The sequence below is a fragment of the Cupriavidus sp. GW823-FHT07A04 genome (genome assembly GCF_058794615.1).
In genome coordinates, this window is record NZ_JBXAHA010000017.1 from 136,499 (window position 1) to 162,161 (window position 25,663).

A 25,663-nucleotide genomic window follows, 5' to 3' on the forward strand; every position below is an offset into this window, starting at 1 on the left:
GGTAGCTTGTGCGCGGCTTAGAAGCCATGGCTGATGCCGGCACCGAATCCGGTGCCGCCAGCTGCGTAGCGACTGTGGCGATACGACACCGCGCCATACAGCGTGGTGCGCTTCGATAGCGCATAGTCCACGCCGCTGGTGACGTAGTCGGTCCCGCCCGCCGTGCCATAGCCCTGGAAATCGCGCGCGCCCGAGAGCTTCAGCGTATAGGCGCCCACGCGCCAGTTCACGCCAAGCGTGGCGGCGCTGCGCCTGGCGCTGGCGTCGCCGAGGAAGGCTTGGCTCGCGGCGCTTAGACGGGTCTGGCTGTACGAGGCCATCAGCCGCACCTTGGTGAACGCGTAGGCCAGCCCCGCGAACCACGTGTTGTCATCAGCCGAATTGCGCTCCGCCGTCAGCATGGCCGACCAGGGCCCGGCATCGTAGTTGAGCGAGGCCGCCAGCGGCCGCGTGCGGTCCCGGTTGCCGGCGGCGTCCGGCGTTTCGTTCTTCTCCACGCCGGCGGATACGTGCACGTGCATCCCGCCCCATTTCGGCGAGTCGTAGAACACGCCGTTGTTCAGGCGCGAGTATTCGCCCGCGGGGCCATTGTGATACGGATCGGTGCGATAGGACGGGTGGTACACGTACCACGCCACGGAACTCACGCGATTGAAATTGTCCCAGCTGTCGTACTGCCAGTCGTATTGCCACATCGGCGTCAGCGCACGGCCAACGCGCAGATCGCCGTAGGGCGACTGGATGCCAATAGTGGATTCGCCCTGGAAATACGGCGTGGCGCCGCTGGCTTCGAGCCGGCCATTGCCCATGTCGAAGCGCGTTTGCAGGTTCAGGGTGGCGGCCCAGCCGGGGGCCAGGGTCTCGCTGCCGCGCAGGCCGATGAAGCTGCGCTGCATGGTGCCGAGCTGAATGGGCTGGCCGGGCGCGGGGCGGAAGATGCCGACGTCGGCAAACCCATACAGCGTGAGGCCGCCCTGCGCATGCGCCGCCGGCGCGGCGGGAGCAAGCACGGCGGCGCAGGCCAGCGCAGGCAGGCACCGCGCGAGGCTTGCGCGCGGCGCACAGAGCGAGACGCCTTTGTTTGCGGGAGAGACTTTGCGCAAGCTGAATGGCTTCCGGGCGATGGGGTTCAGTTCGAGCTTGTGTGCAGACAGCAAATCCAATTCCAGAGATTGAAGGCATGCCGTGTTCCGCCGCGTGGCGCAACGAAACGCGGATGCCGGTGAAGAACCCAAAGGGACGAGAGAAATGGATTGGCCAATGGCGGCGCAAGCGCTCGCCACCAGACAGGATCGCCGCCGGGGTGCTTGCGCACTGCGGCGGCGGGAGCTGAAGAGGTTGGTTCGTCAGCTCAGGCGATGCGAGGGACTTGGCGCGACGGGCGCGGCCGCTTGCGCGTCCTCGGACACGCGCCACTCCTGCACCGGCACGGCGATGGCGCAACCGGCAGCTTCGAGGACCAGCTTGATGCGGTGGTAGAAAGCGAAGCGCACGTTCCAGTAATCCCCGGCGGCAACCCAGCAACGCACGTTGAGCGTCACGCCCTGCGCAGCGTAGTTGATCACCATGGCCTCGGAGGCCGGGTCCGCCAGGATGCGCGCCTCAGCCGCAAGCATGGCGCGCAGCGCATCGAGTGCGGCCTGGATGTCGGCGCCAAAGGTGATGGTGACTTCGATATCGAGCCGGCGGGTGGGATTCTCGCTGTAGTTGGTGATGGCGCTGCCCCAGATCTTGCCGTTGGGCACGCGCAGGCAAACCCCGTCGAAGGTGGTCAGCTCGGTCATGAACAAACCCGTCTCGCGCACCGTGCCGGCCACGCCCTGCGCATCGATGTACTGGCCCACGCGAAACGGCCGCAGCAGGACCAGCATGATGCCCGCGGCAATGTTCTGCAGCGTGCCCTGCAACGCCAGTCCGATGGCCAGGCCGGCGGCGCCGAGCATGGCGATGATGCTGGCGGTCTGCACGCCAAATTGCGACAGCACCAGCACCACCGTGATCACGCGCACGATCCACTGCGTGACGCTGGCCAGCATCGGGCGCAAGGTGGCGTCCACGCGCGGGCGGTCAAACGCGCGCAGCACCGCGGCGCGGGCGCGCCCGGAGAGCCACCAGCCCAGGATCAGGATCAGCATGGCGGCGATGCAGTTCAGGCCTTGCTGCACCACCAGTTGCAGCAGGTACGCCCAGGCTGCTTCCAGCTTGTGGGGCTCGATGAAGTTCAGGTTCATGGATTCGACTCCGGCGATCAGTGTGGAAAAGCTGGACATGCGCGGCTCAGGATGCATCGTCGTTGCGGCGGCGGTGCGCCGGTCCTCCGGCGTCCGGCAGCGGCGTTTCGCTGCGCGCAAGCTGGCCCGGATCGAGCTGGTGCGAGAAGCCGGCCACCGAGCCGATGCGGCGCTGGCGGTCCTCCGGGAAGGTCGGCCCGCTCTGAATATAGACGGTGAGCCATTCCGCAAGGGGCGCCGGCACGGACATGCGTGTGCGCTCGTAGCCATGCGAGGCGTCGGCGCCAAAACAGAGCAACGCGGTACGCACATCGTGCTCGGCACTCACCGCCGCGCCTGCGTCGGAATGATAGAAGCGGAACACGTCCCGATGGCTGGGAATGCCGTGCTTGTCGCACAGGCGCGGCAAGCACAGCGGCAACTCCGCCTTGTTGTCGAGATGGCGCGAGACGATAAGGCCGTTGTCGACGATCTCGGGGTTGGCATCGAAGGCGACGAAATCGCCCACCTGTATGCCGATTTTGCGCGGCGCCTGCGGCGTGGTCTTGAGGTAAAGCGGGTCGATCTTCAGTGTCTGCATGCGGGCGGATTCATGGTTCGGTTCGAAGAATTTCAGGAAGAGGTTGGTACGCTATTGGTCGCGAAGAGGTTGGTACGCACGAGCGTGGCATCACGTGGCATCAGGCCGTGAACGGGAACAGCAGGTCAACAAAGCGCTCGGCAGTCGGCTGCGGTCGAAGAAGCCGCGCCGGTGAGTGATGACGGCGCCGCCAGCATCCGTGTTCGCGGCCAGCGGCGAGTACCAGTGGTGGCCGCCCACGGTTTCGAAGCCGAAGGCGTAGGTGCGCAGGTCGGGCGTACCCGTTTCTGCGAGCAATCCGGTGATCAGGCTGGAGTCCGTGCCGCCCGACAACAGCACGCTCATCGGCACCTCCGCCACGGTGCGGCGATGGCCGAACACGCGCGCGCCCAAGCCGAACAGGCCCTCTGCGTCGGGGCCACGCCTGGCCTGATCGCGGTTCATATCGGCAACGGCGTGCAGGTCGGCCATGACCCGATCAAAGCGTAGTTCTCCAGCAATGCCACACATGTTTGTGTCACTCTCCTGTCACTGGCAGTGTCCGGCCTGCCAGAGCCGGCGATGGCCTGACTTGATGTCACACGATTGCCGGCATTTGATTGAAATTGAGGATACTTTCAGGACAAATGACAGGGGAATTGGTTTCCCCCGGGTGCGCGGGAACAGCTGGGCGAATCGGCGCCAGCCCTGCGTGGGCAAGGGCTGGCCCCGAATGAAAAAATTTCGCCCGAGTAGGCTTGGGAGTACTTTCTATGAGGGGAGAATCGTGCGGCACCCCTGCGTGGGAGCACGCAGAATTGGGTACGCTTTGGTGCGCAGGAAGAACGGGTGCCGCACCCGGCCGGTGCTCGGACCGGCCGGTTTGGACCTTATTTCAGGCCGTGACGGGGTGATCGTGCAAGCGGTCGCGCGCGGCTAGCGAGGGGAACAGGCGCATCCATACCGCCACCACCACCAGCGTGCCGATGCCGCCAAGCAGCACCGCGCCAACCGGCCCGAACAGCGCGGCCGTCACGCCGGACTCGAACTCGCCAAGCTGGTTGGACGCGCCGATGAAGACCGAATTGACCGCGCCCACGCGCCCGCGCATATCGTCGGGTGTATCGAGCTGGACCAGCGTGGAGCGCACCACCACGCTGATCATGTCGGAGGCGCCAAGCATGACCAGCGCCGCCATCGACAGCGGCAGCCAGTGCGAGATGCCGAACACCATCGTCGCCACGCCGAAAACGGCCACTGCGCCGAACATCACGCGGCCCACGCGGCGATTCATCGGATGGTGGGCGAGCCACAGCGCGGTCGCCAGCGCGCCGATGGCGGGCGACGAGCGCAGCAGGCCCAGGCCCCAGGGGCCGGTATGCAGGATGTCGCGTGCGTAGATGGGCAGCAACGCGGTGGCGCCGCCCAGCAGCACGGCAAAGAGATCCAGCGAAATCGCGCCAAGCAGCACAGGCCGGCCGCGGATATACGAAAACCCCGCAAACAGCGTAGCGATGCTGACCGGCGTGGTCAGCCGCTGCGCGGCCTGGCGCAGCTTGAGCGCGGTGACCAGGCAAGCAGCCACGGCGAACAGCGTGGCGCTGATGGCGTAGACGACGCCCGGGCCGGCCACGTAGGCGAAACCGCCCAGGGCGGGGCCGATGATGATGGCGGTCTGCGTGGCGGAGCTGGACAGCGCCACCGCGCGCGGAAACATGCGTGGCGTGACCACGCTGGGCAGCAGCGCCTGCAACGTCGGCGTCTCGAAGGCGCGGGTGGCGCCGATCAGGGCCACGAACACGAAGATGTGATCGCGCGTGATCCAGCCCGACAAGCTCGCCACCGCCATCGACACCGCGATCAGCGCTTCCAGCGTCTGGCAGGTGCGCACGATCAGGCGCCGGTCGAAGCGGTCGGCCACATGGCCGGACATCAGTAGCAGCATCACCGAAGGCAGGAACTGCACCAGCCCCACCATGCCAAGCATGAACGGGTCGCGGGTGAGATCGTAGATCTGCCAGCCTACCGCCACAGTAAAGATCTGGTAGCCGATGGTGGTGCATAGGCGAGCAAACCAGAACAGCCGAAATGAAGGGTCGCGAAAGACTGAGTCCGGCTCGGGGGCCGGAACGGAAGCAGGGGTCGACATGGATGGCGGTGATGACAGGACGGGCGGCGGGGCAAAGCTGGCACGAATTCTATCCGAGCCGCGGCGTGCATGCAGGCGCATGCATCACGTTCCACCCCGTTCCATGTATCAACAATGATGCATTGTCGCAACAGGCAAGACACACACAGTGAAATCGAGAATGATTCGCATTTATAATGCGAGCCCTCGATGCGGCGGACGCACGGATCCCCGCCAGCGCTTCCCAGGAATTCCATTTTGCAGCCCACCTTCAAGCTCTCCAGCGCCGCCATCGGCGCTGCCCTGCTTTGCCTGACCCTGTGCGTGCATGCGGCCGGCCCGCAGCCCGCGGCCGCGCCGGCAACCGCCCCTGACGCGCCAACCCCAGGTGCTTTCAGCGCCGAAAGCACCCTTAACGCCGTCACGGTGGTCGGCAACTGGCTGGAGAGCCCGAACGAGGCCAAGGTGCTGGAGCACCCCGGCGCGCGGACCATCGTCGACCGCGAGACCATGGTGGAAAGTGGCGCGAGCAATGTGCGCGATGTGCTGCGCCGGGTACCTGGCGTGCAGGTCCAGGACAGCAACGGCACCGGTGGCAGCGACATTTCGCTGAACGTGGGCGTGCGCGGGCTGGCCTCGCGCCTGTCGCCGCGCTCCACCATCCTGCTCGATGGCGTGCCGCTGGCCGTTGCGCCCTATGGCCAGCCGCAGTTGTCGATGGCCCCGGTGTCACTGGGCAACCTGGAAGCGGTGGACGTGGTGCGCGGCGCGGGCTCGGTGCGCTATGGCCCGCAGAACGTGGGTGGGATCATCAACTTCGTCACGCGGCCGATCCCCAAGACCTTCGCGGCAAGCGCCTCGGTGGAGTCCGACATCTACAGCCATGGCGGCGGCGTGAAGACCATTCCGAGTGCTTTCATCGGCGGCACCAACGAGCAGGGGCTGGGCGGCGCGCTGCTGTACTCGGGCGTGCACGGCAACGGCTACCGGGCCAGCAACGACCACGTCAACATCGACGACCTGATACTCAAGGGCGCCTACCGCATCACGCCGGCGGACGAGCTCACCGGCAGCCTGCACTACTACGATGCCACCGCCGGCATGCCCGGCGGCCTGACCTCGGCGCAGTACGCGGCCGACCCATTCCAGTCGGTGCGCCCCTTCGACAACTTCAGCGGACGCCGCAAGGACATCACGCTCAAGTACGCGCACAACGACAACAACCGCAAGTTCGAGGTGCTGACCTACTACACCGAGAGCTTCCGCGGCAGCAATATCGAAAGCGAATCCGGCAACCAGCGTCGCCTGGTCTCGTACCCGCGCAACTACCACACCTTCGCCGTCGAGCCGCGCTACTCGCAGCTGTTCCGGGGCGAGAACGTGAGCCACGAAGTGGGCGTGGGCTATCGCTTCCTGCGCGAGGCCAGCGACGAGCAAGCCTCGCGCACGGCCTTCTATCGGCCAGGCACCGGCTTTGACGCACCCAACGCGCCGTCCACGCTGTACCAGTCACGCACCGGCGGCACCACCGCCAATGCGGTGTACATCGACGACACCATCAACGTGGGCAACTGGACCATCACCCCGGGCCTGCGCTACGAAATGATCCGCTCCTACGTCACGGACAACCTCACCAGGCTGCGCAACGACGTGAAGTCCGAGGAGCCGCTGCCCTCGCTGGCGGTGATGTACCACGTGACCGACCAGTGGAAGCTGTTCGCCAACGCTGGCGTGTCCTTTGGCCCGCTGCAGTATTTCCAGATCGCGCAGACCACCAACGGGCTGACCCCGGAAAAGGCCAAGACCTATGAGATCGGCACGCACTTCGACAACGTCAATGGCTGGGGCGGCGAACTGACCCTGTTCAACATCGACTTCGATGACGAACTGCAACTGCGCGGCGGCACCAGCGGCAGCCCGGACGCCTGGACCAACCTTGGCGCGACCACGCACCGCGGGGTCGAATCCTCGTTGCGCTACGACTTCGCCAAGCTGACGCCGACGCTCGCCGGACTCTCGGCTTACGCTACCTACACCTTCACCGACGCCACCTATAACCAGGGCAACTTCGCCGGGCGCGACCTGCCGTTCTATTCGCGCCACGTCGCCACGCTAGGCATGCGCTACCTGCGCAACCGCTGGATGCTGAACGTGGATGCCTTCGCGCAATCGAAGCAGCGCTCGCCGGGCGACCCGGCAGTCGCCAATGCGCAATACCAGACCGCGGAAAGCGCCAACGGCGCGCTGGGCGATATCCCCGGCTATGCACTGATGAACCTGCGCCTGGGCTACGACTTCGGCAAGGCGGCGCAAAACCTGAAGATCGCGGTGGGCGTGAAGAACCTGTTCGACCGCCGCTACTTCACCCGCTCCACCGACAACAACGCGGGCAAGTACGTGGGCATGCCGCGCACGTTCTACGTCCAGGCCTCGCTGGCCTACTAGGGCACTAAGGCTGCTAAGGCCACTAAGGCGACCAAGGCGACTACCGAGGCGACAGCGCCGCGCGCAGGCTCTGCGCCAGCGCCGCGGAGGCTGGCGCGGCGTCGCGGCGCGACAGCAGCAGCACGCGCGTATCACAACGCGTATCACCGCCGGCATCGGCCAGCGGTACGCACCGCACGCCCGGCGGTGCCAGGCGACTGAGCGAAGCCGGCACCAAGGCCACGCCAAACCCTGCCTCCACCAGCGCCAGCTGCGACAGCTTGCGCGAGATCGCCGCCGCCGCGCGCGGATAGAAACCGCGCTCCAGGCAGCACTGCGCCACGCGATGGCTCAGGCCGCCCCGGTCCGGATGCGGCAGCGACACGAAGGGCTCTTCCCGCAACCTCTCCAACGCCACGCTTTCCTCGTGCGCGAGCGGATGCGCGCTACATACCGCCAGCACCAGGCGCTCTTCATAGAGCGAGTCCACCTCGACGCCGGGAAGCCGGCGCAGCAGCGGCTCGCGCGCCAGGCCCAGGTCGGCGCGGCCCTCCTCGATCTCCATCGCCTGCTGTTCGCTGGATGCCTGCGAGATCTCGAAACGGATCCCGGGGTGCTCTGCCTGGTACTCGCGTAGCACCGCCGTGCAGGCCGGCGTCAGCGGCACCGAGCTGGAATGCAGCAGGCGCACCGTGCCTTGCTCGCCGCGCTCGACCTGACGCGCCTGCGCCGAGGCCTCGGTCAGCTCGGCCAGGATGCGGCGTGCCGCCTCCAGGAAAGCGCGGCCGGCCGGCGTGGTCTCTACATGGCGCGGCTTGCGCACCAGCAGCACCACCTGCAGCATGCCCTCCATCTCCTTGATCTGCCGGCTCAGCGCCGACTGCGCGATAAAGAGCCGCTCCGCGGCCAGGCTGAAGCTGCCGGCATCGACAATTTCAACGAAGTAGCGCAACTGCTTGAGGGACGGACTCATTGAATGGGCGGGCTCATGGGACGCACGGGCTGACATCGGCCTGGATCGTGCGCGCAAGTGTGCCATGGCGCGCGCGCCGCGCCCAGCACGCTGCCATGCCGCTTTGCGATGGATCGCGGGGCGCTTTGATATTGGTCCGCGCACGCGCGCGTGCCTATGCTGTGGGGCACGCAACCCTGATGCCAATGCCCGTGGACCTGACCGCCCTGCTGCCCGATGTTTCCCTGCCTGCCTACCTCGCCATGTGCGTGGCGATCGCCGGCGCCTATGTGATCTTCGGCATGGCGGGCTTCGGCACCGCGTTGGTAGCGGGGCCGCTTCTGGCTTACCTGATGCCAGTGAGCCAGATCGTGCCGCTGCTGGCGCTGATGGACTGCACAGCCGCAGCCTTTGCCCTGCTGCGCGATGGCCGCACCGCCGACCGCGCAGAGCTTGGGCGGTTGCTGCCCTGCATGCTGGCCGGCAGCCTGGTAGGTGCCGCACTGCTGCTCAAGCTGCAGTCGGACCTGCTGCCGCTGCTGCTTGGGGTGTTCGCCATGGGGTATGCGATCTGGGCGCTTGGCGGCAAGCGACCCACCGGCTTTACGCCACGCGCGGCGCTGCCCTTTGGCCTGGGCGGCGGCGTGTGCTCGGCCATGTTCGGCAGCGGCGGCTTTCTCTATGCGATCTACCTGTCCGGCCGGCTGGGCAAGGACGCCATGCGCATGACGCAGTCCACGCTGATCGGCGTGAGTACGCTGACGCGGCTGGTGCTATTTGCCCTGGCGGGAGTCTATGCGGGTGCGGCCATCATCAAGCTGGCGCTGCTGCTGGCGCCAGCGATGGCGCTGGGCCTGTGGGCCGGGCGCAGGATCACGCTGCGCTTGTCGCGCGAGCAGTTCCTGCGCATGGTCAATGCGGTGGTGCTGTGCTCCGGCGGCGCGCTGGCCCTGCACTACCTGCTGCGCCTGGATTAAACGCGCCGCCCGAACGGGCGGCGCTTGCGCCAGATCGCTCCGGCAGCGCGAAAATCAAACGATTTCGCGCGTCTCCATGAACTGCAGCTTGGGGAAGCGCTCCTGCGTCAGGCGCAGGTTGACCATGCTGGGCGCCAGGTAGACGTGGTCGCCGGCGCCGTCGAGCGCCACATTGTGGCCCGCCTTCTCGATCAGCTTCTCGATCTCCGCGGGGTCGCCCTTGAGCCAGCGCGCAGTGGCGCAGTCGTGCGACTCGAAGATCGCGTCGACACCGTACTCGTGCTCCAGGCGGTGCGCCACCACGTCGAACTGCAGGATGCCGACGGCGCCCAGCACCAGGTCATTGGAGGCGATCGGGCGGAACATCTGCGTCGCGCCCTCTTCCGCCAGCTGCTGCAGGCCCTTTTGCAACTGCTTGACCTTGAGCGGGTTGTTCAGCCGCGCGCGGCGGAAGAACTCAGGCGCGAACGACGGGATGCCGGTGAACTTGAGCGCCTCGCCCTCGCTGAACGCATCGCCCAGCCGGATGGTGCCGTGGTTGGGCACGCCAATGATGTCGCCGGCGTAAGCCTCTTCGGTCGTATTGCGGTCCTGCGACATGAAGGTGATGGCGTTATTGATGGCCATGGTCTTGCCGGTGGACACATGCTGCACCTTCATGCCGCGCTCGAAGCGGCCCGAGCAGACGCGCACGAACGCGATGCGGTCGCGGTGGCGCGGGTCCATGTTGGCCTGGATCTTGAACACGAAGCCAGTGAACCTGGGCTCCTGCGGCTCCACCGCGCGCGACTCGGCATTGCGGCCCTGCGGCGGCGGCGCCAGCTCGCACAAGGCGTCGAGCAGAGATTGCACGCCAAAGTTGTTGACGGCCGAGCCGAAGTACACAGGCGTCTGCTTGCCGCTGAGGAACGCGTCCTTGTCGAAGGCATGCGATGCGCCGCGCACGAGTTCGATCTCGATGCGCAGCTCTTCCGCCTGGGTGCCCAGCACGCGGTCCAGCTCCGGGTTGTCCAGGCCCTGGACCATGGCCGAGGTGCCCTTCTCGCCGTGCGGGTCGAACAGCTGCACGCGGTCGTCGATCAGGTGGTACACACCGCGGAAGGCCTTGCCCATGCCGATCGGCCAGGTCATCGGCGCGCACTGCATCTTCAGCACGTCCTCGATTTCGTCGAGCAGCTCGATGGGCGAGCGGCCTTCGCGGTCGAGCTTGTTGATAAAGGTGATGATGGGCGTATCGCGCAGGCGGCAGACGTTGAGCAGCTTGATGGTCTGCGCTTCCACGCCGTTGACCGAGTCGATCACCATCACCGCGGAGTCCACCGCGGTCAGCGTGCGGTAGGTGTCTTCGGAGAAGTCCTCGTGGCCCGGGGTGTCGAGCAGGTTGATGATGTTCTCTCGGTACGGGAACTGCATCACCGACGAGGTCACCGAGATGCCGCGCTGCTTTTCCAGCTCCATCCAGTCGGAGGTGGCGTGGCGGTCGGCCTTGCGCGCGCGCACTTCGCCCGCGACCTGGATGGCGCCACCGAACCACAGCAGTTTTTCGGTCAGGGTCGTCTTACCCGCGTCAGGGTGCGAAATGATGGCAAAGGTGCGACGACGCGCAATTTCGGATACGAGCGAGCTCACGGCAGTGGATTCGGCAAACAGAAGATGGAAAAGGGGCCCGGGGCGCAGCGGACCGGCGCCAGGGGCCGGCGCGACCATCAGCTTGCGGTCGGGGGCCGGGCACTGCGGGCATGCACGAAGGGAATCGGGCCGTATTTTACCGGTTCGCGGGACCGGCCGCGCGCGGATCGGGCGGCGGGCTGATGCTTTGCCCTTGCAAGCTGCCGAATTGCAGCGCGTATTGGCGGGTCAGCTCGGCACCGAAGAAGAAAATTTGTGCCGAATAGTACACCCATAACATCAGTGCGACCACAGAACCCGCAGCCCCATAGGACGAAGCCACAGCGCTATTGCCCAGGTAAAGGCCGATCAGCCGCTTGCCCACCGAAAACAGCAGGGCGGTGATGATGGCGCCCATGACCACGTCACGCCAGGCGATGCGGGCATTGGGCAGCATCTTGAAGATCACGGCGAACAGCAGGGTCACCACGCCAAATGAAAATGCTGTTTAAAGCACGTCCGCCACCGGCGCAAACCACGATTGCGTCCACATCTGACCCCAAAACCGGTCGACTACCGCCAACGCGGCATTGACGATCAGCGACACCAGCAACATGAAGGCCAGCACCAGCACCAGGCTGAACGAGAGCAAGCGGGCGCGCAGCAATTGCTGCCAGCCGGCGCCCTGTGGCGCCGGTGTCTCCCAGATCTCGTCGAGGCTGCCTTTGAGTTCCGCGAAGGCGCTGGTTGCGCCGACAAACAAGATACCGGTGGCGATGGCCGCGGCCAGCCCGCCACCACCCGAGCGGTGCGTGGCGGCAAGGATTTCCTGGATGGCAGCCGCGCCCTGGGCACCGACGAGGCCGTCGATCTGAGCGAAGATCTCGCCCCGTGCCGCTTCCGCGCCAAAAAAGATGCCGGCAATCGAGATCACCAGCACCAGCACTGGCGCCAGCGAGAAGAGCATATAGAAGGACAGCGCCGCGCCCTTGCTGGCGGCTCGGTGCGCCAGCCATGCGCTGACCGCGGCCAGCACCACCCTGGCCGTGCGCGTAGCGGTATGGCGATCGGGCAGCCAATGGCCGATGCCGCGAGCGCGTTGCTTGGGCGGCGTGCGGTCCAGGGACTGGTCGGGGGAATCGGCCGGATTCAAGCGTGGATCCCGTTGTTGGCTGGGCGACTAAAGGGTCCGGCGACCTGCCCTAGCCCCGGTCTTTGCTCAGGCCCCAAATCAACGACACCGCGCACAGCACGAGGAAGATGATGAAGAGGATCTTGGCGAACTCCGCCGCCGCGGCGGAGATGCCGCCGAAGCCAAACACGGCCGCGATCAAGGCGATGACGAAGAAAACCACGGCGTAGCGCAACATGATGGGACTCCAATGAAGCCTTCTCCCGTTTTGTTATCCGTTCCAAGGTTCATGATACAGCCCATCCCGCGCTTTTCCCAAGCCGCCCGGGCGCGGCTCGCGCCCCGGGTTCCGGCCCTGTCCGGGCGGTGACCGGCTAGACTGAAGACGGGCTACGCGCCGTCTCGCTGCGGGTGACCGGCGCCACCGGGGCGGTTGGCCGCAAGCACCAGCCGTCCAGGTACCGTCCTCCCGCACACAACCTTTCGACAACCAGAAGGAGGCACCATGAACCGGAAATCCCTCCGCCGCCTTGGCACCGCCGTCTTCCTGGCGCTCGGCCTGCTCGCCGCCGCCGGCTGCGAACGCAGCCAGCCGGGACCCAAGCCCATCTCCGGTGCACTGGCCGAGCAAGCCTCCGGCACCGCGCAGGCACCCCTCGCTCCATCAGCCTTGCCCGTGCTGCCGGCCTGAGCGCCAACAGCTTCGCAACGGCGCGCCCAGGCCAATGCCGCCGACCCAGGCATCACGCTCCTGCAAGCCCGGAGCGTACCCGTTTCTGCGTACAGAGCCGCGCGCCGGGCGACGCGCGTAAAGCGGCGCAGACGAGACGCAAACGGCCTGGGCCGCCCGCCTTGCCGCCGATACCAAAGACGGGGCGGCACACTTGCCGGCCCCTGCCCTGTTTCAGCGATGCAACCAGCACCGGCCTGCCCTTGCGGGCGCTCATGGCGCGTCATCGTGCCTGACTGAGCATGGCCGCGCGCCCAATCGGCGATCGCTTTCATCCAGCGCCATCGGCAATGCCGCGTTACAGCGCTGCAACCAAAATGTTCTTCCTCTATCAGGGAACTTCCGCGCGCTCTTGCGCACCACCCGCAAACCGTTGACAGCGCTCAATTGCAGGGTATTGGCACGCTTGTCGCTCTGTTCGCCACAGGGAGACATGAAAAAATGACGCGACGAGTCCTACAACGCGGGAGTGAGTTCAGCCATGCGTCAGCCGCCAGCGCGAATGACGGCACGGAGGCGTTCGTATCGACTGGCGCGGCCTGCGCCATCGGTCTTGCAGCTTTTGTCGCCGCCCTTGCTTCCTTCCCCGCGATTGCAGACCCAGGCGATATCGTCGTTCTGCGCAGCGTCGAGCCGCGTATTGCCTATCGCGGCATACCGCAGGGGGACATGCCGATAGCCGCCGCTGTCGAGCCGTTTCCGTCCGCACGTTTCCAGCAGTCCACCGCCGCCATCGCCAGCGACCTGACCGACAGCGATCTCGCTGCCGCGGTAGGCCGCAGCGCGGCCGGCGCCGCCGTGTCCGGTGCCAGCCAGTCCGCCACCGGGCGGCTGGCCCTGGCGCCCAGCCAGATCGAGGGCCTGGCTAGTGGCAGTGGCGCTGGGAGCGTTTCGGGCGGCATCGCCGGCCAGGTCGCGCAGGCTACCGGCAACATGACTGGCGCCTTGATGCACGGACTGGCGCCGCTCGCGGTGGGAGGCCGGCCATGACATGCGTCCACACCACACGCGGCAACCACGCTGCCTGGCTTGCCGGCCTGATGCTTGCCTGCCTGCCGCTCCACGCGCAGGTCCAGGGTGCGGCCACCGACAGCACCCGCATCGATGCCGGCGCGCTCACCGGCGTTGCCGGTCGCGCCGCCGTGAACCTGGCCGCTGGCAGCGGCAACGCGCAAAGCAACCAGGCCGCCATCGCGAGTGGCAGCGCGGACGTGCAATCGCTGCAGCGTGCCGGCGCCACCGCGCCCGCGACAGGCGCCGTCAGCCAGATCGGCGGCGGTGCCTTCGCCAATGGCAGCGGGCTGCTTTCGGCAAACGTGGCCAGCGGCAACGGCAACGTGCAAATCAATGCGGCAGTGCTGGCGCCGGCCGCCAGCGTAAAGATCGAAGCCATCTCCGACGGCTTGCTAGCCGCGGAATCGGCCGGAGGAAGTCGCCCGGGTTCAGCGGGCCACGCAACGGGTCCGCGCGAGGCAGTCATCCAGCCAGATGCCTACCGCAACGCAACGGGCCTGGTGCAGCTGAACCAGACGGCAGGATCGGGGAATGTCTCGTCCAACGTTTTTGTGCTCCGTCCCCCGGCGGGCACTTTTTTCTAAGCAGGGAAGGAGAAAATCATGAGAACGAAAATCCTCGCCATCGCAGCGGGCATTGCGCTTTCAAGCAGCGCATTCGCGGGCGGCTTCAGTTACTTCGACCGGCCGGACGACGCCGATATCTACAGCCAGACAGCGATCAGCAACGACATCTATGTCCGTGGCTTCGGCTTTGCCTGGGGAGATATCCACTTCAGGTCCGAATCGGGCGCGGTGGTCAACAGCCAGCAAAGCGCGCGTGACAATAGCGTGCGTATCGGCCCGTCCACCAACAGTGCATTCGGCGGCGGCAACGCGCTGGTCAATGCGCAAGGCAATATCGGCGTGAACATATCCGCGGGCGTGGGCAACGGCCAGTCCAACCAGGCCGCGCTGGCCAGCATCGATGCGTCGGATGTCTTCGCCTCGGCGCAGGTGTTCTCCAGCCAGAAGACCGGGGATAACGGCATGCACATGGTCGGCGCCGCAAACAGCGCCAGCATGGGCGATAACATGCTGGCCGGTGCCAAGGGCAACGTCGGCGTGAACATCGCGGCAGGCGCCGGCAACCTGCAGAGCAACGCGCTGGCGGCCTCGGTCAACATGGGCAGCGGCCGCGACGGCAGGCAGCCCGTCGGCGCGCTGGCCAAGGCAACCGCTTCCAATGACCAGACCACCTACGGCAATGACCTGTCGATGTGCGGCTGCAGGCCGAACAATGCCGCCACGCTCAACGGGGGCGCCCTGGCCAATGCGGTCGGCAACATCGGCGTGAACATCGCCGTCGGGGCCGGCAACGCACAGAGCAACGGGCTCGCCATTTCCACGGCGACCCACTGAGCATTGCGGCAACAGCACGAACGCGGCAGGAGAGCCGGGACCCGGGGGTCGCCGGCTCAACCCGCCCAAGGGGGAGTGTCATGCGCGCGCTATTCCGCGTGACCGGGGCATGCATGCTGCTGGCAGCGGCATTCAGTGCCAATGGTCAGAGCACGATGACGATCGACATCGACGGACAGCCGATGCTCAGGAAGCCCGTCAAGAGCATGCTCGAGATGCGCTACCAGAACATGATGCGCCAGCAGCTTGACTTCAGTTGCGGCGCGGCCGCGGTCGGCACGCTGTTGCGCTACGGCTACGGCTATGACCTGGCGGAGCCCAGGATCGTCGAGGACATGTTGCGCATCTCCGACGCCGACACCGTGGTCAAGAACGGCTTCTCCATGCTCGACATGCGCAATTACGTCGAAACGCTGGGCTTGCGCGGGCGAGGGTTCCGCGTGGACTACAGCGCCCTGCGGCAACTCAAGATCCCGGTCATCACCTTGCTCGACGTCAACGGCTACCTGCATTTCGTGGTGGTGCGCAAGGCCATCGACGGGCGCGTGTTCGTAGCCGATCCGGCGCTGGGCAACCGCATCATCAAGGAGGAGGATTTCGCGGCGAACTGGAACGGGCTGGTGTTCGCCATCGTCGGCCGGCCGTTCGATCCGAACTCGCCCCTGCTCGATATCGCCGCGCCCGCCTTGCGCGACCGGACCAACGCCGCGCTGGCCGGGGGCATGGTGCCCGCGGCGCTTGACTTTGGCCTGATACGGATGGACTACTTCTGACATGGACACCGCACAGCGCCTCCTCTGCCTGAGCTGCACCGCCGGCATGGCGCTGGTCACGCCAACGCTTGCGCTAGCATCCGCCGTGGCTGACGATGCCAGCGACGTGATGGCCTCGCCAGCAATGGCGGAGCTCGTCTCCGACGCGGAGATGGCCGGCGTGCGCGGCAAGTACCTGGGCGCGAGCCTGGTCAGCGGCTTTGTGGTGGAGATGGTTTCACGCTGGCAGAACGATACGGCGATCGCCACCGCAACCGCCCGCGTCGCCGCCGCCAACCTCGCCGCCAACAGTGCGGTGGCGCAGGCCACGGCGAGCCTGTCGGCTCGCGTCCAGAGCCTTGCCCCGGGCAATGTGCAAGGCAATGGCGGCACTGCCAGCTCCGCGGTGCAGGTGGCGGGCGTGGGCCAGGTCGCGCAGATCGCCGGCGATGGCAATTCGGCCAGCAACGTCAGCACCATCACGACCCAGACCACACCCATCGCGGCGGCGCCCACGGCAAGCGTGGCAAGCAGCAACCCGGCAGCACAAGTGGCACACGGCAACGGCATCACCGCCAGCGCCACGGTCGCGCCAGGCGGCGGCGTGTCGCTGGCCATCCAGTCGGCCGCGGGCAGCGCCACGCAGAATGCGCAAGGCGGCAGCCTGATGCAGGCGGCACGCATCACGGGCGATGCGCAGCAAGTGCTCAACCTCACCAACATTACGCTGCAGGTGCAGCAACTGACGATCCGGCAACTGACGCAATCCAGCATGCGGGACGCACTAGCGGCGATCGCCACGATGCGACGATAATCCAGCATACGCAGGGCTGGCGCACCCGCTTCGCGCCCATTCAGATTTCCGGGGGGAAAGATGAAGACCGAACTCGCTCTGATGGGTACCCTGGCGGGTACGCTGATCTCGGCCGGCGCGTGGGCGCAGGTCAGCGTCCAGCCCAGCGCCGACGAGCGGATCGAACGGCTGACAAAACTGGTCGAGCAACAAGACAAGACCATCAAGGCTCTCGAACAGCGCCTGAACGACCTGGAAATGGTCGGGGCGCGCGGGCGGGGGGTAGTAGCAGGAACGGGGAGCAGTGCCAACGGGAACGCCGGTGGCGGAATGACCGCCGCCGGCGTTCCCTCCTTGGCACAAAGCGCAAGCCCTGCCGCGGGCAGCACGGCCACCGCAGCGCCCGCCGGCGACACGCCGGTGGTGGGCTCGGACGCGCGCGAGACACAACAACAGGCGCGCGTGCAGAGCAAAGACCTGGTCTACCAGAGCGAGCATGCGCCACTGTTCGAGCGGCGCCTGACCATCGACAGCGGCTTCATCTACAGCTACTACGACCGGCGCGCGCTGTCGCTGTCCGGCTTCCTGGCGCTGGACGCCATCTTCCTCGGCACCATCAACCTCAACCAGACCAAGTCGCACACGCTCACGTACGACACCATCGCACGCTACGGCCTGTCCGACCGCCTGTCGATGGACTTCGATCTGCCGGTGATGTACCGCAACACCAACTTCATCTCCGGCGGTGCGGGCGGCTCCGCTTCGAGCCTGTCCGATGCCACGCTGAGCACGACGGCGCCGGGCGATATCAGCATGGGCCTGTACTACCAGTTCCTGCGCGAAAGCGGCGCCGCGCCCGATGTGGTCGGCAGCATCCGCGTGCGCGCGCCCACCGGGCGCTCGCCGTTCGGCATCAAGCTGGTGTCGGCGAATGCCAATAACAACAACCTGAATATCGCCGACCAGTTGCCCACGGGCAACGGCGTATGGGCCGTGACGGCCGGGTTGTCGCTGCTCAAGACCTATGACCCAGTGGTGTTGTTCGTCAATGCCAGCTACACCTACAACATCAAGCGCTCGGTGAGCGATATCTCCTCGGTGCAGGGACAAGTCACGCCGGCCGATGTGAAACTGGGCGACACCATTGGGTTCGGCGGCGGCCTCGCGCTCGCGCTCAACGACCGCACGTCGATGTCGATGGCCTTCAATGCTGCCATCTCATCGAGCACGCAAGTCACCACTGCGGGTGTCACGCAGACTGTGATCGGCAGCCGGGCCAACGTAGCCACCATGACATTCGGCTTCAATCACGTGATCACCAAAGGCTTGTCTGTGAGCACCGCGATCGGCCTCGGACTCACCCCGGATGCGCCGAACTACACGGTGACGCTGCGTTTTCCCTATACATTCTGAGCGCCCCAAGGCCGGACAAGAAAAGCGGGCCGCAGCCCGCCTGTCCTTCGCTGGCCGGCTATTCGCCGGCGCCGGGATGCGCTTCAATCCGGATATTGTGCTTGTGCATCAGCCGGTACAAGGTGACACGCGAGACGTTGAGCTCGCGCGCGGCGGGCACCACGTGAAAGCCGTGGCTCGCCATCACGGTACGGATCGCCTCGCGTTCCGCCTCCTCGCGGATCGCGTCCAGGGTCTTGCGTGGCGAGTCGCTGCCGCCGTGCAATTGCAGGTCCTCCGCGGTGATCTTGCGGTTATCGGTCATCACGATCGCGCGCCGTACCCGGTTGATCAGCTCACGTACATTGCCCGGCCACTCGTATTGCATCATGGCCTGCGTGGAACATGGCGAGAATCCGCGAATGCGCCGATGGGCCTCGTGGCCATGCTCGGCAAGCACCGAGTTGGCCAGCAGCAGGATGTCCTCGCCGCGCTCGCGCAATGGCGGGATCGACAGGGTCAGAACGCATAGCCGGTGGAACAGGTCGGCACGGAAGCGTCCGTCGGATTGCGCCGCCACCAGGTCCACGTGCGTCGCCGAGATGATGCGCAGATCCAGCGGAATCGACTGGTGCCCGCCGAGCCGGGTGATGGTGCCTTGCTGCAAGAAGCGCAACAGGGCGACCTGGCTTTCCAGCGGCAGGTCGCCGATTTCATCGAGAAACAACGTACCACCCTGCGCCTGCTCGATCCAGCCGATCTTGCGCTGGTTGGCCCCGGTGAACGCCCCCTTTTCATAGCCGAACAGCTCGGATTGCACCAGGTGCGGGGGAATGGCGCCGCAGTTGATCGCCACGAACGGGCCTTTGCGCCGGCTCGAGGCTTCATGGATGGCTTGCGCCGCCAGCTCCTTGCCGGTGCCGGACTCGCCGGAGATAAAGACGGGCGCCTCGTTGTGCGCGACCTTGGCGAGCGAGCGGAACATGCTACGCATCACCGCGCACTCGCCGATCATGGGGCCGTGGCCGACCAGTTCGTGGCTGCGCGCGCCATGCAGGCAGGCCATGCCGTGGGCATGTTTAAGCGTGTAGAGCAGTTCGCTGAACGAAAACGGCGTGCGCACGTAGTCCACGCAGTAGTCGCGTATCAGCCGCCTCACGCGTTCGTCCTCCAGCATGCGCGACGACGTGATCGCCACCCACATCACGTGCAGGTACTGCAAGCTCTGCTCGAGCTGCATCAGCTCGGCATCGCTGTATTCGGTCTCGAGATCGAGCACGCCAGCCATTGGCGCGCTGCCCCGCACCACCCGGCTAAGGTCCCGGATCTGCTGGATGTGGCGAATCTCCCAGCCGGAGCCGAACTGGGCCGGATCAAATCCATAGGGTTCGTGGCGAGATACGACCAACACCTGTGCGGTGCGTGTCGCCGCCTTGCACAGTCGGTCCATAACGTTCTCCCTGACATTGAGCATCTTGACCATTCCGGCTTGCACCGCGGTCCCGCTCTCGTGCGGGCGCTGTGCGCGGTCAAGCTGAGTCGGTTGGGGGAGTTCCCCCACGCGCAACGTCGGCATTACGGCTTGGACAGACTGCGGGACTGCTCGCCAAGAATGGCGGTGTGGTCGCTGCCGGCATGGAGCTGGTCGCGAATACGCCGGCGCACCTGGTCTTTTTCGCGCATCAACTCAGTGCGTGGCGCTTCGGGCGATTGCCCCGAATACCGGTAATAGAGCGCCTTGTAGGTCAACTGGCTGAGAATCCATTCCTGCAGCAGCGCGCGCTGGCGGGACAGCTCGCCATCCATCGATCGCTGCCGCTGCAGCAACTGTTCGATCGCGGCACGCACGTAGGCCGGCAACGCCTGGTCCTGGCTCAGGAACGCTTCGACGGTAGTGGCGGCAGGGTCGCCGCGCTCGCTGACGCGGCTTCGGCGCGGTGGCTCGGCTGCGGCTTCTCCCAAAGCCGCCCAGGCACGGTGAATGGAAAGACTGGCGGACTCGCTGATGGGCCCCATGGCGGGTCGCCGGATTTCTCCTGCAGTCATGATTGATCCCCGTTGAACAACACCCCCGGCACTACACGTTCGCGATTACCACTTTTGTTTAGTCTTATTGTTTGCTCTTGTCGGGCGGGCGTGTCTCCGCGCGCTCCTTTCGTGGTGGCGAAGCCATCTTGGCGATGGTCTGCTCATTCAGTCCCTGCCCTCTTACTTGAGGTGGACTTGTTGTTGTCGCTATTGCAGGCCTGAAGGCGCTGAGCCAGCTGGCGCGGCCCCGGAGTGCCGGAGTCAAGAAGGGGCGCCCTGAAGCGCCCCGCAATCTGCCACGCCTCTAGTTCAGTGCATTTAGGCCAGTTTGTCCAGCCCTCAGTATGGGTACTCAGCCGAATATCATCCTTTAGTATGAGCATCTTGGCACACACATTCTGCCACACGAGGTAATTGGTCACTTACATTCCGCGCAGAAATGGGTACGCGAGTCTTATCCCGCGGTGTGCGCCGGCTACGCAGAAACAGGTACGCCGCCGTCCGGAGGGAAGGACAGGAGGGCCACGCCTGGACGCGCAGAAACGGGTACGCTTTTCTCGTCACCCGGCAGACGCTCGCCATTGCGGTCCCTCAAGCGGGCGCCAGGCTCAATGCCCCGGCAGGTAATAGAACTTGAAGATGAAGACCGCCGCGATGATCCAGACCATGAGCGGGACGCTCCTGGCACGTCCGGTCAGGAGCTTGAGCCCTGCATAAGTGATGAAGCCGAAGGCCACGCCGTTGGCCACCGAATAGGTGAAAGGCATGCCAAGCGCCGTCAGCACGGCCGGCACCACCTCGGTCGCATCGCTCCAGTCCAGTTCCACCAGTTCGCGCAGCATCAAGCAGGACACGTAAAGCAGGGCCGGCGCCGTGGCATAGCCCGGGACGGTCCCCGCGAGCGGCGAAATGAACAGGCATGCGAGAAAAAGCACGCCCACGGTGACGGCGGTCAACCCGGTACGCCCGCCTGCCTGCACGCCGGAGGCGCTCTCGATGTAAGCGGTGGTGGAGGAAGTGCCCAGGAACGAGCCCGCCATGATCGCCGTGCTGTCGGCCATCAGCGCTTTGTTCAGCCGGTCCATCTTGCCCGCCTTGAGCAGCCCGGCGCGGTTGGCCACGCCCATGAGAGTGCCGGTGGCATCGAACAGCTCGACCAGAAAGAACACCAGCACAACGTTGATGATGCCGATCGACAGTGCGGCTGAGATATCCAGCTTGAACAGGGTCGGCGCTATCGAGGGCGGGGCGGAAAACACGCCATGGAAGGTGTTATCGCCCACTGCGAAGCTAAGGAGGGTGGTCACCAGGATGCCGATCAGGATGGCGCCTTTGACCTTGAGGTGGTCGAGCGCGACGATCACGAAGAAGCCGACGATCGCCAGGATGGCAGGGGTCCGGTGCAAGTCGCCAATGGTGACAAGGGTAGCGGGGCTTGCGGTGACGATGCCGGCGTTCTTGAGCGCGACGATGGCAAGGAAGAGCCCGATGCCCGCGGTAATCGCCACCCGGATCGAGTGCGGGATGCCATTGACGATCATCTCGCGCACGCGGAACAAGGTGACGAGCAGGAACAGGCAGCCGGAGATAAAGACGGCGCCCAGCGCGGCCTCCCAGGGAAATCCCATGCCCTTGACGACCGTGTAGGCAAAGTAGGCGTTCAGTCCCATGCCCGGCGCCATCGCGATCGGGTAGTTGGCATACAGGCCCATGATGAACGTGCCGATCGCGGCCGCCACGCAAGTTGCGACGAATACGGCGTCCTTCGGCATGCCGGCATCGCCCAGGATGCTGGGGTTGACGAAGATGATGTACGCCATGGTCAGGAACGTGGTCAGCCCCGCCAGGAGCTCGGTACGCACGTCGGTCTGGTGCTCGCTGAGCTTGAACCAGCGTTCCGCCAGCGAAGTGCCGGCGGCGGCGGGTGGCGTGGGTTGGCTGATGGGTTCCTGTATCGGCATGGGGTCTCCTGTTATCGTGGTCGCGGCCGTGTTTCTGGCATGCACATGCGGCTGGGGTTGCGTGCCGTGCACACAGGCCCTGCCGAGCGTACTGTCGGGCAATTTCCGCCTCGATGCAGCACTAGCGGCGAATAGGAATCATCTGAAAAACGTGATGACCCGACGATGGCTCGCAGTGGATCCAGGCAGACATCCAGAATGACCCTACCTTGACGCTGACGCTAATCCGCCGTATAAACCCCGCTAGATTCAAGCGACGAGGCAACAGCACATTCGTTAGCCACCGTCATGGTACTTCCGTTGTCCATGGTGTCCTTTCCTTGAGTTGCTTTGCTCGGATATGCGTGAGCTATCCGTTTCTTTTAAATTTTTCCCAGGAAAAGCAATACCATGCAAACCGGTATCGTTAAATGGTTCAACGACGCCAAGGGCTTCGGTTTCATCAAGCCGGACGCTGGCGGTGACGATCTCTTCGCGCACTTCTCTGAAATCCGCTCCGACGGTTTCAAGTCGCTGCAGGAAAACCAACGCGTGTCGTTCGAAGTCAAGAACGGCCCGAAGGGCCTGCAAGCTGCGAACATCACGCCGCTGTAAGCAGTAGACTGGCACCCCACTAGGGGTGCGCCCAGTCAGGAAAACCCCGCCTCTCGAGGCGGGGTTTTTTTGTCCGGCAATCCTCCTGGCCTCGCGCGGATCCTGCATCGCAGCGGAATCGCCGCAGGGACGGCGCCGCTGATCCCACCTGGCAACGTCGTCTCCCCCCCCAAAAAGCACGCAGAAACGGGTACGCCCCGCTCTCTGTGACCATTTCGATTCCAGAAAGCCTCCGAATCCCCGCGCAGAAATGGGTACGCACCCTCCGGGAACCGTGATTTCTTTAACCCGTAGTCGCCTCTCCTGACGTCAGGCAGCAGCCAGGCACGCAGAAACGGGTACGCATGGCGTGAAATTCCACCGCGCGTCGGCATTCGGGCGCTGTGAGCACCTCCGCGGGCCTCTCGCAAGGGGCTGAGTGACGCAATATCACAACGCAGAAACGGGTACGCCAAGTTTTTTTTCTTCTCATCGCCCCAGTAGCTCAAACACCTGAAATCGCGCAGAAACGGGTACGCGCGATGGCCGGAATCGCGTTTTCCGGTATTCAGCCGGCCCCTTCACGCGGCCCCTCGACCGCATTCCACGTCTCTTCCCCTCCTAAAGTCCTCGCCCCGCAAGGACTTTGCCCTTTTCCCGCAGAAATGGGTACGCATAGCGCCATTTTCGGCCCTGCCACGGCCGCAGAAACGGGTACGCACACCTGACCGGTGCTCGCCGCAGATTCTCGCGCCGGCGCCAGCCCGATCAGACGCTTACGCAGAAACGGGTACGTCTGCAAAAGTCCTTTTATTTATTTGCTCTTTTTGAGTGCAAGCACTCGCTTTCGATATAAGTCTTGTGTATAATAGAAAGAAGAGAATTTTCTGCACCAGATAACTAGTTCTAAGGCCGCAGAAACGGGTACGCGAGGCGGAAAACGAGGTCGCAACGAGCACGCAGAAACGGGTACGTTTTTGGCTCCGCGCGGATCTGAATGCGGGTTCGCAGAATTGGGTACGCCGCAGAAACGGGTACGCTGCGGGTCGGCGAACCCCCGAAAGCCGGTTTTCAAATGCCGCAGCGCAGAATTGGGTACGCAAATGGAACGGAAGGGGCCTTCGCCACGCAGAATTGGGTACGCAAGGCAACAGGAGGGGCTTTGGTAAACCTGGGGGCGTACCAATTTCTGCGGGGATAACTACTCCGGAATGCCGGTTTACGCGGTATACGTGATGAAAGGCGCTCGGCGCGCGCAGAAACGGGTACGCTTTTGGTGTCCCCAGCTGTGGAAAAGCCTGTGGGAACAGGGAGTTATCCACGCAGAAACCGGTTCGGGCTTTGCGCTGAAACGGGTTCGGTATACCGCAGAATCTGGTACAGCACTTCGCAGAATCGAGTACGGTTTCACGCAGAATCGGGTTCGCAGAGGGTGATTTTCCTCATACGAATCAAGGGCCTGGGTCTCCCGTATACGGTTTACAAGTAGTTAACCCATACTCTTAACGTTTACCGGTAGCTGATGGCTGGCCTCCCGTGGACAACCCTTCGGGATTGCCCACCGTAGCCCACCATGCAATCAGCCATGAGACCCAGCACACCCAAAACACGCGGCATTGCAGGAAATTCGTCTACCGAACCCGTTTCTGCGTGACAAGGCGGATTGCTTCGCGTAAAAAGTCGTGTATTCCGAAGCACGCCAATATGCCCATCAAACGCAACCAGACCATCCTTGGGTCCCGCGGTCCAGCCGATATGGACAGTGAGCCCTCCCGCATCATCGTTCCCGGCGACGAGAACAGTCTGGTTCCGTCCGAGAAATTCCAGCGCCTGTTCGACGAAGCCCAGGCCATGGAGCGGGAAGATGCCTGGCAAAGTGGCGAAGTCGGCTTTTTGAGCCGGGCCAGTGTGCAGGTCACCTTGCCTTACCGGGCGCCAAAGGGTGCACCACCCGTATGGACGCGGACCAGCGGAAATATTTCGTTGATGATCCAGCCCGGGTATTTCACCCAGCAGCGTTCAGAAAAGGCCAGCAACGGTCGCCAGAAACTGGTGTCCGAAACGGTTTCGCTCGGCTATCCCTATGGCTCCTATCCGCGCCTGATGCTTGCCTGGATCGGCAAGGAGATCATGGCAAAGAAAAAGCGCGGCGAGTTTACCGGGACGGTCGAGGACCGCCGCATTTCATTGGGCAATTCGCTGTCCGAGTTCATGTACAACCTGGGCATTCCAATGGCCACAGGTGGCAAGCGCGGCACCATGACGCTGGTGCGGCAGCAGATGATCCGCCTGTTCTCCGCCACCATTGCCATCGTTCAGAACAAGTCCACGCCGAGCCAGAATCAGAACCAGAGCCATGAGCCGCTTTCGATCGATCGCGTCGGCTATCTGCTGGCAGACCAGCTGTCGACCTGGTGGGATCCCATGCAGCCGGGGCAGGGCTCGATGTTCGAGAGCTTTGTGGTGCTGTCCGAGCCATTTTTCAATGAGCTGGTTAACCGCCCGGTTCCGGTCGACATGCGCGCGCTGAAGGCACTCAAGCAGTCGCCGTTCGCGCTGGACGTATACTCTTGGCTGACCTACCGTTTCTTCACGATCCAGCGGCGTACCGAGATTCCGTGGGAGGCCTTGCAGATGCAGTTCGGCACCGAAACCGAAAGTGAGCGGAAATTCCGTGCGCTGTTCCGCAAAGCGCTCAAGGATGTGCTGGTTGTCTATCCTGGCGCCAAGGTGGATGCGGATTCGTCCAAGGCCCTGATCCTGCAACCTTCCCGTACGAGCGTTCGCAAGCTCGCCTGAGCCTGGGCGCATGCATTGCCGAACCCGCCTGCTGAATGAGCTGGCGGGTTTTTCGTTGGGCCTCCTGGAAATGGCGCGAAGGGGCCTGGATGCAGAGCAGACGTTGTCGCATCGCAAAAGACACAAAAGGCAAGCGTGAAACGCTTGCCTTTTGCTTTACCTACCACGTCAGGCCCTAGAGCCCGACGTAGTCTGCGATTTCGGCGTGAT

Annotated in this window: 22 protein-coding genes and 1 pseudogene; 11 read left to right on the forward strand and 12 right to left on the reverse strand. The window is 64.7% G+C overall.

Features of this window, described 5'->3' with window-relative positions; translation table 11 throughout:
• Positions 1–17: 17 nt before the first annotated feature.
• From AC1Q7Q_RS27680 to AC1Q7Q_RS27700, 5 genes are all read right to left on the reverse strand, one after another.
• Complete coding sequence (locus tag AC1Q7Q_RS27680) at positions 18–1,157, reverse strand: porin (RefSeq protein ID WP_492371923.1); 1,140 nt, start codon at positions 1,155–1,157, stop codon at positions 18–20.
• Positions 1,158–1,346: 189 nt separating this feature from the next.
• Positions 1,347–2,231 (reverse strand): mechanosensitive ion channel family protein, encoded by an 885-nt coding sequence (locus AC1Q7Q_RS27685; RefSeq protein ID WP_492371956.1) that lies wholly within the window; start codon positions 2,229–2,231, stop codon positions 1,347–1,349.
• A gap of 46 nt (positions 2,232–2,277) precedes the next feature.
• The gene (locus AC1Q7Q_RS27690; RefSeq protein ID WP_492371922.1) at positions 2,278–2,811 is read right to left on the reverse strand and encodes a hypothetical protein; all 534 of its coding nucleotides are present in this window, start codon (positions 2,809–2,811) and stop codon (positions 2,278–2,280) included.
• Between the two features lie 90 nt (positions 2,812–2,901).
• On the reverse strand, positions 2,902–3,282 hold the full coding sequence (locus tag AC1Q7Q_RS27695) for an asparagine synthase-related protein (RefSeq protein WP_492371921.1): 381 nt from the start codon (positions 3,280–3,282) through the stop codon (positions 2,902–2,904).
• Between the two features lie 403 nt (positions 3,283–3,685).
• Positions 3,686–4,939 carry an MFS transporter gene (locus AC1Q7Q_RS27700; RefSeq protein WP_492371920.1) on the reverse strand — a complete coding sequence of 418 codons (1,254 nt, stop codon included), beginning with the start codon at positions 4,937–4,939 and terminating at the stop codon, positions 3,686–3,688.
• Positions 4,940–5,176: 237 nt separating this feature from the next.
• Between AC1Q7Q_RS27700 and AC1Q7Q_RS27705 the strand changes: the two genes are divergently transcribed.
• Entirely contained in the window at positions 5,177–7,363 is a 2,187-nt protein-coding gene (locus tag AC1Q7Q_RS27705; RefSeq protein ID WP_492371919.1) for a TonB-dependent receptor family protein, read from the forward strand.
• A gap of 40 nt (positions 7,364–7,403) precedes the next feature.
• Here AC1Q7Q_RS27705 and AC1Q7Q_RS27710 read toward each other — a convergent pair whose 3' ends face one another.
• A complete protein-coding gene (locus tag AC1Q7Q_RS27710; RefSeq protein ID WP_492371918.1) occupies positions 7,404–8,315 on the reverse strand; it encodes a LysR family transcriptional regulator in 912 nt (303 codons plus the stop codon).
• Positions 8,316–8,494: 179 nt separating this feature from the next.
• Here AC1Q7Q_RS27710 and AC1Q7Q_RS27715 point away from each other — a divergent pair, with 179 nt between their 5' ends.
• Complete coding sequence (locus AC1Q7Q_RS27715) at positions 8,495–9,271, forward strand: sulfite exporter TauE/SafE family protein (protein WP_492371917.1); 777 nt, start codon at positions 8,495–8,497, stop codon at positions 9,269–9,271.
• A gap of 54 nt (positions 9,272–9,325) precedes the next feature.
• Here the strand turns inward: AC1Q7Q_RS27715 and AC1Q7Q_RS27720 are convergent, their stop codons facing one another.
• The 3 genes and pseudogenes from AC1Q7Q_RS27720 to AC1Q7Q_RS27730 all read right to left on the reverse strand — a co-directional run bounded on the left by AC1Q7Q_RS27720 (position 9,326) and on the right by AC1Q7Q_RS27730 (position 12,249).
• Positions 9,326–10,900 carry a peptide chain release factor 3 gene (locus tag AC1Q7Q_RS27720; protein ID WP_492371916.1) on the reverse strand — a complete coding sequence of 525 codons (1,575 nt, stop codon included), beginning with the start codon at positions 10,898–10,900 and terminating at the stop codon, positions 9,326–9,328.
• A gap of 136 nt (positions 10,901–11,036) precedes the next feature.
• A pseudogene (locus tag AC1Q7Q_RS27725) lies at positions 11,037–12,002 on the reverse strand (YihY/virulence factor BrkB family protein).
• 79 nt (positions 12,003–12,081) lie between these two features.
• Complete coding sequence (locus tag AC1Q7Q_RS27730) at positions 12,082–12,249, reverse strand: DUF1328 domain-containing protein (protein WP_492371915.1); 168 nt, start codon at positions 12,247–12,249, stop codon at positions 12,082–12,084.
• Positions 12,250–12,516: 267 nt separating this feature from the next.
• Between AC1Q7Q_RS27730 and AC1Q7Q_RS27735 the strand changes: the two genes are divergently transcribed.
• The 7 genes from AC1Q7Q_RS27735 to AC1Q7Q_RS27765 all read left to right on the forward strand — a co-directional run bounded on the left by AC1Q7Q_RS27735 (position 12,517) and on the right by AC1Q7Q_RS27765 (position 18,113).
• The gene (locus AC1Q7Q_RS27735; protein WP_492371914.1) at positions 12,517–12,702 is read left to right on the forward strand and encodes a hypothetical protein; all 186 of its coding nucleotides are present in this window, start codon (positions 12,517–12,519) and stop codon (positions 12,700–12,702) included.
• Between the two features lie 480 nt (positions 12,703–13,182).
• Entirely contained in the window at positions 13,183–13,731 is a 549-nt protein-coding gene (locus AC1Q7Q_RS27740) for a FapA family amyloid fibril periplasmic chaperone (RefSeq protein ID WP_492371913.1), read from the forward strand.
• Positions 13,728–14,339, forward strand: a complete 612-nt coding sequence (locus tag AC1Q7Q_RS27745) for a FapB/FapC family functional amyloid domain-containing protein (protein ID WP_492371912.1) — start codon at positions 13,728–13,730, stop codon at positions 14,337–14,339. Before AC1Q7Q_RS27740 ends, AC1Q7Q_RS27745 begins: the two co-directional genes overlap by 4 nt.
• Positions 14,340–14,357: 18 nt before the next feature.
• Complete coding sequence (locus AC1Q7Q_RS27750; protein WP_492371911.1) at positions 14,358–15,155, forward strand: FapB/FapC family functional amyloid domain-containing protein; 798 nt, start codon at positions 14,358–14,360, stop codon at positions 15,153–15,155.
• Positions 15,156–15,235: 80 nt separating this feature from the next.
• Positions 15,236–15,928 (forward strand): C39 family peptidase, encoded by a 693-nt coding sequence (locus tag AC1Q7Q_RS27755; RefSeq protein WP_492371910.1) that lies wholly within the window; start codon positions 15,236–15,238, stop codon positions 15,926–15,928.
• Between the two features lies 1 nt (position 15,929).
• Positions 15,930–16,721, forward strand: coding sequence for a hypothetical protein (locus AC1Q7Q_RS27760; RefSeq protein ID WP_492371909.1), 792 nt, complete (start codon positions 15,930–15,932; stop codon positions 16,719–16,721).
• 60 nt (positions 16,722–16,781) lie between these two features.
• The gene (locus AC1Q7Q_RS27765) at positions 16,782–18,113 is read left to right on the forward strand and encodes a transporter (RefSeq protein ID WP_492371908.1); all 1,332 of its coding nucleotides are present in this window, start codon (positions 16,782–16,784) and stop codon (positions 18,111–18,113) included.
• Between the two features lie 58 nt (positions 18,114–18,171).
• On the opposite strand, the gene AC1Q7Q_RS27770 is transcribed toward AC1Q7Q_RS27765, so the two are convergent.
• From AC1Q7Q_RS27770 to AC1Q7Q_RS27780, 3 genes are all read right to left on the reverse strand, one after another.
• Positions 18,172–19,542 (reverse strand): sigma 54-interacting transcriptional regulator, encoded by a 1,371-nt coding sequence (locus AC1Q7Q_RS27770; RefSeq protein WP_441632568.1) that lies wholly within the window; start codon positions 19,540–19,542, stop codon positions 18,172–18,174.
• 125 nt (positions 19,543–19,667) lie between these two features.
• Entirely contained in the window at positions 19,668–20,138 is a 471-nt protein-coding gene (locus tag AC1Q7Q_RS27775) for a hypothetical protein (protein WP_492371907.1), read from the reverse strand.
• 590 nt (positions 20,139–20,728) lie between these two features.
• Positions 20,729–22,081 (reverse strand): NCS2 family permease, encoded by a 1,353-nt coding sequence (locus AC1Q7Q_RS27780; RefSeq protein ID WP_492371906.1) that lies wholly within the window; start codon positions 22,079–22,081, stop codon positions 20,729–20,731.
• A 390-nt stretch (positions 22,082–22,471) separates the two neighbouring features.
• Between AC1Q7Q_RS27780 and AC1Q7Q_RS27785 the strand changes: the two genes are divergently transcribed.
• Positions 22,472–22,675, forward strand: coding sequence for a cold-shock protein (locus tag AC1Q7Q_RS27785; protein ID WP_006159057.1), 204 nt, complete (start codon positions 22,472–22,474; stop codon positions 22,673–22,675).
• 1,683 nt (positions 22,676–24,358) lie between these two features.
• Positions 24,359–25,453, forward strand: coding sequence for a replication protein RepA (locus tag AC1Q7Q_RS27790; protein ID WP_174425750.1), 1,095 nt, complete (start codon positions 24,359–24,361; stop codon positions 25,451–25,453).
• Positions 25,454–25,663 lie beyond the last annotated feature (210 nt).

Excerpts from the sequence above, each read along its gene's own strand:
- AC1Q7Q_RS27685 (WP_492371956.1), bottom strand. The coding sequence starts at position 2,231 with ATGAACCTGAACTTCATCGAGCCCCACAAGCTGGAAGCAGCCTGGGCG.
- AC1Q7Q_RS27690 (WP_492371922.1), bottom strand. The coding sequence starts at position 2,811 with ATGCAGACACTGAAGATCGACCCGCTTTACCTCAAGACCACGCCGCAG.
- AC1Q7Q_RS27695 (WP_492371921.1), bottom strand. The coding sequence starts at position 3,282 with ATGGCCGACCTGCACGCCGTTGCCGATATGAACCGCGATCAGGCCAGG.
- AC1Q7Q_RS27700 (WP_492371920.1), bottom strand. The coding sequence starts at position 4,939 with ATGTCGACCCCTGCTTCCGTTCCGGCCCCCGAGCCGGACTCAGTCTTT.
- AC1Q7Q_RS27710 (WP_492371918.1), bottom strand. The coding sequence starts at position 8,315 with ATGAGTCCGTCCCTCAAGCAGTTGCGCTACTTCGTTGAAATTGTCGAT.
- AC1Q7Q_RS27715 (WP_492371917.1), top strand. The coding sequence starts at position 8,495 with ATGCCAATGCCCGTGGACCTGACCGCCCTGCTGCCCGATGTTTCCCTG.
- AC1Q7Q_RS27730 (WP_492371915.1), bottom strand. The coding sequence starts at position 12,249 with ATGTTGCGCTACGCCGTGGTTTTCTTCGTCATCGCCTTGATCGCGGCC.
- AC1Q7Q_RS27735 (WP_492371914.1), top strand. The coding sequence starts at position 12,517 with ATGAACCGGAAATCCCTCCGCCGCCTTGGCACCGCCGTCTTCCTGGCG.
- AC1Q7Q_RS27740 (WP_492371913.1), top strand. The coding sequence starts at position 13,183 with ATGACGCGACGAGTCCTACAACGCGGGAGTGAGTTCAGCCATGCGTCA.
- AC1Q7Q_RS27745 (WP_492371912.1), top strand. The coding sequence starts at position 13,728 with ATGACATGCGTCCACACCACACGCGGCAACCACGCTGCCTGGCTTGCC.
- AC1Q7Q_RS27750 (WP_492371911.1), top strand. The coding sequence starts at position 14,358 with ATGAGAACGAAAATCCTCGCCATCGCAGCGGGCATTGCGCTTTCAAGC.
- AC1Q7Q_RS27755 (WP_492371910.1), top strand. The coding sequence starts at position 15,236 with ATGCGCGCGCTATTCCGCGTGACCGGGGCATGCATGCTGCTGGCAGCG.
- AC1Q7Q_RS27760 (WP_492371909.1), top strand. The coding sequence starts at position 15,930 with ATGGACACCGCACAGCGCCTCCTCTGCCTGAGCTGCACCGCCGGCATG.
- AC1Q7Q_RS27765 (WP_492371908.1), top strand. The coding sequence starts at position 16,782 with ATGAAGACCGAACTCGCTCTGATGGGTACCCTGGCGGGTACGCTGATC.
- AC1Q7Q_RS27770 (WP_441632568.1), bottom strand. The coding sequence starts at position 19,542 with ATGGACCGACTGTGCAAGGCGGCGACACGCACCGCACAGGTGTTGGTC.
- AC1Q7Q_RS27775 (WP_492371907.1), bottom strand. The coding sequence starts at position 20,138 with ATGACTGCAGGAGAAATCCGGCGACCCGCCATGGGGCCCATCAGCGAG.
- AC1Q7Q_RS27780 (WP_492371906.1), bottom strand. The coding sequence starts at position 22,081 with ATGCCGATACAGGAACCCATCAGCCAACCCACGCCACCCGCCGCCGCC.
- AC1Q7Q_RS27785 (WP_006159057.1), top strand. The coding sequence starts at position 22,472 with ATGCAAACCGGTATCGTTAAATGGTTCAACGACGCCAAGGGCTTCGGT.
- AC1Q7Q_RS27790 (WP_174425750.1), top strand. The coding sequence starts at position 24,359 with ATGCCCATCAAACGCAACCAGACCATCCTTGGGTCCCGCGGTCCAGCC.